This window comes from Pseudomonas sp., assembly GCF_050739995.1.
Taxonomy (GTDB): domain Bacteria; phylum Pseudomonadota; class Gammaproteobacteria; order Pseudomonadales; family Pseudomonadaceae; genus Aquipseudomonas.
This window is the reverse complement of the sequence record NZ_JBOICG010000788.1, coordinates 1-4482: the sequence shown is the minus strand read 5'-3', so window position 1 is coordinate 4482 and position 4482 is coordinate 1. Positions and strand designations below refer to the sequence as shown.

Below are 4482 nucleotides of genomic sequence, written 5' to 3'. Positions count from 1 at the left end.
AAAGAAGGTAGCTCTGGATGCCAGCCGTCAAAGTTAAAGAGAACGAACCCTTCGACGTAGCTCTGCGTCGTTTCAAGCGCTCCTGCGAAAAAGCCGGTGTACTGGCTGAAGTTCGTAGCCGCGAATTTTACGAGAAGCCAACTTCTGAGCGTAAGCGCAAAGCAGCAGCCGCTGTTAAGCGTCACGCCAAGAAAGTTCAGCGCGAACAGCGCCGCGCCGTTCGTCTGTACTAATACACAGACGTTCGTAGCAAGCTTCTGCCAAGCCCGGCCCTCAGCCGGGCTAATGGCATTTGCGGATATCGCTTGATGCTTCACTGTTGACGCCGCACACGCGACCGAGACATTGCTTCACACGTCAGGACTGGCTCTTCTGCCAGCGGTGCACGTCTCTTCTGACGAGCCTAACAAGGCTACTGACGAGCACACTTATTTTTTAACAGACGATCAACTGTATCGGCTGCGCTCATCTTCCGAGGCCTCCCATGGGCCAAGACCGGAAACCCGGGCAACATTTCCAAGCCGAAGACTGGAAACTAACATCAGTGAATGCTCGGCAGATACACTTCCTGACAGCCCAATAGACGACAGCTGGTCGAGCCGCACAATTTGCGTGCCTGAGCACTTCGCGGGCTTCATTGACACGCAGTGATGACGAGAACGCCATGGCCGGGCTGATTCCCCAGAGCTTTATTGACGACCTTCTGAACCGCACCGACATCGTCGATGTTGTCAGCTCACGCCTGCAAATGAAGAAGGCCGGTAAAAACTACACCGCCTGCTGCCCGTTTCACAAAGAAAAGACCCCGTCGTTCAGCGTCAGCCCCGACAAGCAGTTCTACTACTGCTTCGGCTGCGGCGCGGGTGGCAATGCCCTCGGCTTCATCATGGACCACGACAACCTGGACTTCCCCCAGGCTGTCGAGGAACTGGCGAAAGCCGCTGGCATGGAAATCCCCCGGGAAGAAAGTGGCCGCCCGCATAAGCCACGCCAACCCACCGATTCGCCGCTGTATCCGCTGCTGACCGCTGCTGCCGACTTCTATCGCCAGGCACTTAAAAGCCATCCCCAGCGCAAGGCTGCAGTCGATTACCTCAAGGGCCGCGGCCTCACCGGTGAGATCGCCCGCGACTTTGGCCTGGGGTTCGCCCCGCCCGGCTGGGACAATTTGTACAAACACCTGAGCAGCGACACTCTCCAGCAAAAAGCCATGATCGACGCCGGACTGCTGGTGGAAAACGCCGAGACCGGCAAGCGCTATGACCGCTTCCGCGATCGCGTGATGTTTCCGATCCGCGACAGCCGAGGCCGGATCATTGCCTTTGGTGGCCGCGTACTGGGGGACGACAAGCCCAAGTACCTGAACTCTCCGGAAACCCCGGTATTCCATAAAGGCCAAGAGCTTTACGGCCTGTTTGAAGCACGCAAGAACAACCGCAACCTCGATGAAATCATCGTGGTTGAAGGCTATATGGATGTCATTGCCCTTGCCCAGCAAGGCCTGCGCAATGCGGTGGCGACCTTGGGCACGGCCACCAGCGAAGAACACATGAAACGCCTGTTTCGCGTGGTGCCCAGCGTTTTGTTCTGCTTCGACGGCGACCAGGCTGGCCGCAATGCCGCCTGGCGCGCACTCGAAGCCACGCTGTCGAGTCTGCAGGACGGGCGCCGCGCGCGCTTTTTGTTTCTGCCCGAAGGCGAAGACCCAGACACCCTAGTGCGCTCCGAAGGCACCGACGCATTCCGCGCGCGCATCAATCAACATGCACAGCCGCTGGCAGACTATTTCTTCCAGCAACTGACCGAAGAAGCCGACCCGCGCTCCCTCGAAGGCAAGGCCCACATGGCCACCCTCGCCGCACCGTTGATCGACAAAGTGCCAGGCGCCAACCTGAAATCCCTGATGCGCATGCGCTTGCTGGAAATCACCGGATTGAGCGGCGAAGCCGTCAGCCAACTGGTGCACAGTGCGCCGCAGGACGCGCCGCCAGCCTATGATCCGGGCATGGATTACGATGCCATGCCGGACTATTCCGACTTCCACCAACCGCAGGAGGCCTACGCGCCCCAGCAGGAGTGGACACCGAAAAAGTCTGGCGCCGACGGTAAGAAATGGGAAAAGAAACCCTGGAGCAAGAATGGCAAACGCGGTGATCGCGATGAGGCTTACGCCCCACGAACACCCGTCGCCGTAGAAGCGCCGACGCTCATTGCGCTGCGCACGCTCATTCACCACCCGCAGCTGGCGGGAAAGGTCGAGAGCGCCGACCACTTTGCCAACGAAAGCAACAGCTATGCTCAGGTACTGATCGCCTTGATCGAGGCGGTCCAGAAAAATCCTAAGCTAAACTCAATTCAGTTGATGGCCCGTTGGCATGGCACCGAACAGGGTCGCCTGCTCAAAGCACTTGCGGAAAAGGAGTGGCTAATTGACGGCGACAACCTTGAACAACAGTTTTTAGACACCATTACTAGGTTATCTGCGGGTCAGCACACGCAGACCCTCGATGAACTCATCAAGAAAGCAAGGCAGCCGGGATTGTCGGCTGAAGAGCAAATTCAGATAGCAAAACAGATGCGCGACCTCTTAAAACAGAATGTTTCCGCATCAAACCCGACCTCAGCTGGCGTGTGAGGTCATAGCTCGGGTATAATCCTCGGCTTGTTTTTTGCCCGCCAAGACCTTCAGTGGATAGGGTGTTATGTCCGGAAAAGCGCAACAGCAGTCTCGTATCAAAGAGTTGATCGTTCTTGGTCGTGAGCAGGGTTACCTGACTTACGCGGAGGTCAACGACCACCTGCCTGAGGATATTTCAGATCCAGAGCAGGTGGAAGACATCATCCGCATGATTAACGACATGGGGATCAACGTATTCGAAGCTGCGCCAGATAAGGATTCCCTTATGCTGGCGGACGCCGATACCGACGAGGCTGCCGCTGAAGAAGCTGCTGCCGCGCTGGCTGCTGTGGAGACCGATATCGGTCGTACCACCGACCCTGTGCGCATGTATATGCGTGAAATGGGTACCGTCGAGCTGCTGACACGCGAAGGCGAAATTGAAATCGCCAAGCGTATCGAAGAGGGTATCCGTGAAGTGATGGGCGCAATCGCGCACTTCCCTGGCACGGTTGACCACATTCTCTCCGAGTACAACCGCGTTACCACCGAAGGTGGCCGCCTGTCCGACGTTCTGAGCGGTTATATCGACCCGGACGACGGCATTGCGCCGCCTGCCGCCGAAGTGCCGCCGCCTGTCGATGCCAAGGCTGCGAAAGCGGACGACGATTCCGATGACGATGACGCTGAAAGCAGCGGCGACGACGAAGATGAAGTCGAAAGCGGTCCAGACCCGATCATTGCGGCCCAGCGTTTTGGTGCGGTTTCCGATCAAATGGAAATCACCCGCAAGGCCCTGAAGAAGCACGGTCGCGCCAACAAGCAGGCGATTGCCGAGCTGGTGGCCCTGGCTGAGCTGTTCATGCCGATCAAGCTGGTGCCGAAGCAGTTCGAAGGCCTGGTTGAACGTGTTCGCAGCGCCCTTGAGCGCCTGCGTGCTCAAGAACGCGCAATCATGCAGCTGTGCGTACGTGATGCACGTATGCCGCGCGCCGACTTCCTGCGCCAGTTCCCAGGCAACGAAGTTGACGAAAGCTGGACCGACGCACTGGCCAAAGGCAAGGCAAAATACGCCGAAGCCATTGGTCGCCTGCAGTCGGACATCATCCGTTGCCAGCAGAAGCTGACCGCGCTTGAGACCGAAACCGGTCTGACGATTGCTGAAATCAAGGACATCAACCGTCGCATGTCGATCGGTGAGGCCAAGGCCCGCCGCGCGAAGAAAGAGATGGTTGAAGCGAACTTGCGTCTGGTGATCTCCATCGCCAAGAAGTACACCAACCGTGGCCTGCAGTTCCTCGATCTGATCCAGGAAGGCAACATCGGCCTGATGAAGGCGGTGGACAAGTTCGAATACCGTCGTGGTTACAAGTTCTCGACCTATGCCACCTGGTGGATTCGCCAGGCGATCACCCGTTCGATCGCCGACCAGGCTCGCACCATCCGTATTCCGGTGCACATGATCGAGACGATCAACAAGCTCAACCGTATTTCCCGGCAGATGTTGCAGGAAATGGGTCGCGAACCGACCCCGGAAGAGCTGGGTGAGCGCATGGAAATGCCTGAGGACAAAATCCGCAAGGTATTGAAGATCGCCAAAGAGCCGATCTCCATGGAAACCCCGATCGGTGATGACGAAGATTCGCATCTGGGCGACTTCATCGAAGACTCGACCATGCAGTCGCCAATCGATGTGGCCACGGTCGAAAGCCTCAAGGAAGCGACCCGTGACGTGCTCTCCGGCCTGACTGCACGCGAAGCCAAAGTGCTGCGCATGCGTTTCGGTATCGATATGAACACCGATCACACCCTCGAAGAGGTCGGCAAACAATTCGACGTGACCCGTGAGCGGATCCGTCAGATTG

The 4482-nt window shown here is 57.7% G+C and carries 3 protein-coding genes; all 3 read left to right on the top strand.

What is annotated here, in order from left to right; translation table 11 throughout:
- Window positions 1–17: 17 nt before the first annotated feature.
- Window positions 18–233: a 30S ribosomal protein S21 gene (gene rpsU, locus ACRESD_RS26715; protein WP_002551877.1), complete on the top strand. Its 216-nt coding sequence runs from the start codon at window positions 18–20 to the stop codon at window positions 231–233.
- Between the two features lie 431 nt (window positions 234–664).
- Complete coding sequence (gene dnaG / locus ACRESD_RS26710) at window positions 665–2635, top strand: DNA primase (RefSeq protein ID WP_431753650.1); 1971 nt, start codon at window positions 665–667, stop codon at window positions 2633–2635.
- Window positions 2636–2702: 67 nt separating this feature from the next.
- Window positions 2703–4482: RNA polymerase sigma factor RpoD (gene rpoD / locus ACRESD_RS26705; protein ID WP_431753649.1), on the top strand; the 1780-nt coding region annotated here is incomplete at its 3' end.

What these genes read in the sequence shown, in the direction of transcription:
- rpsU (WP_002551877.1), top strand. Translation starts at nt 18, where the DNA reads ATGCCAGCCGTCAAAGTTAAAGAGAACGAACCCTTCGACGTAGCTCTG.
- dnaG (WP_431753650.1), top strand. Translation starts at nt 665, where the DNA reads ATGGCCGGGCTGATTCCCCAGAGCTTTATTGACGACCTTCTGAACCGC.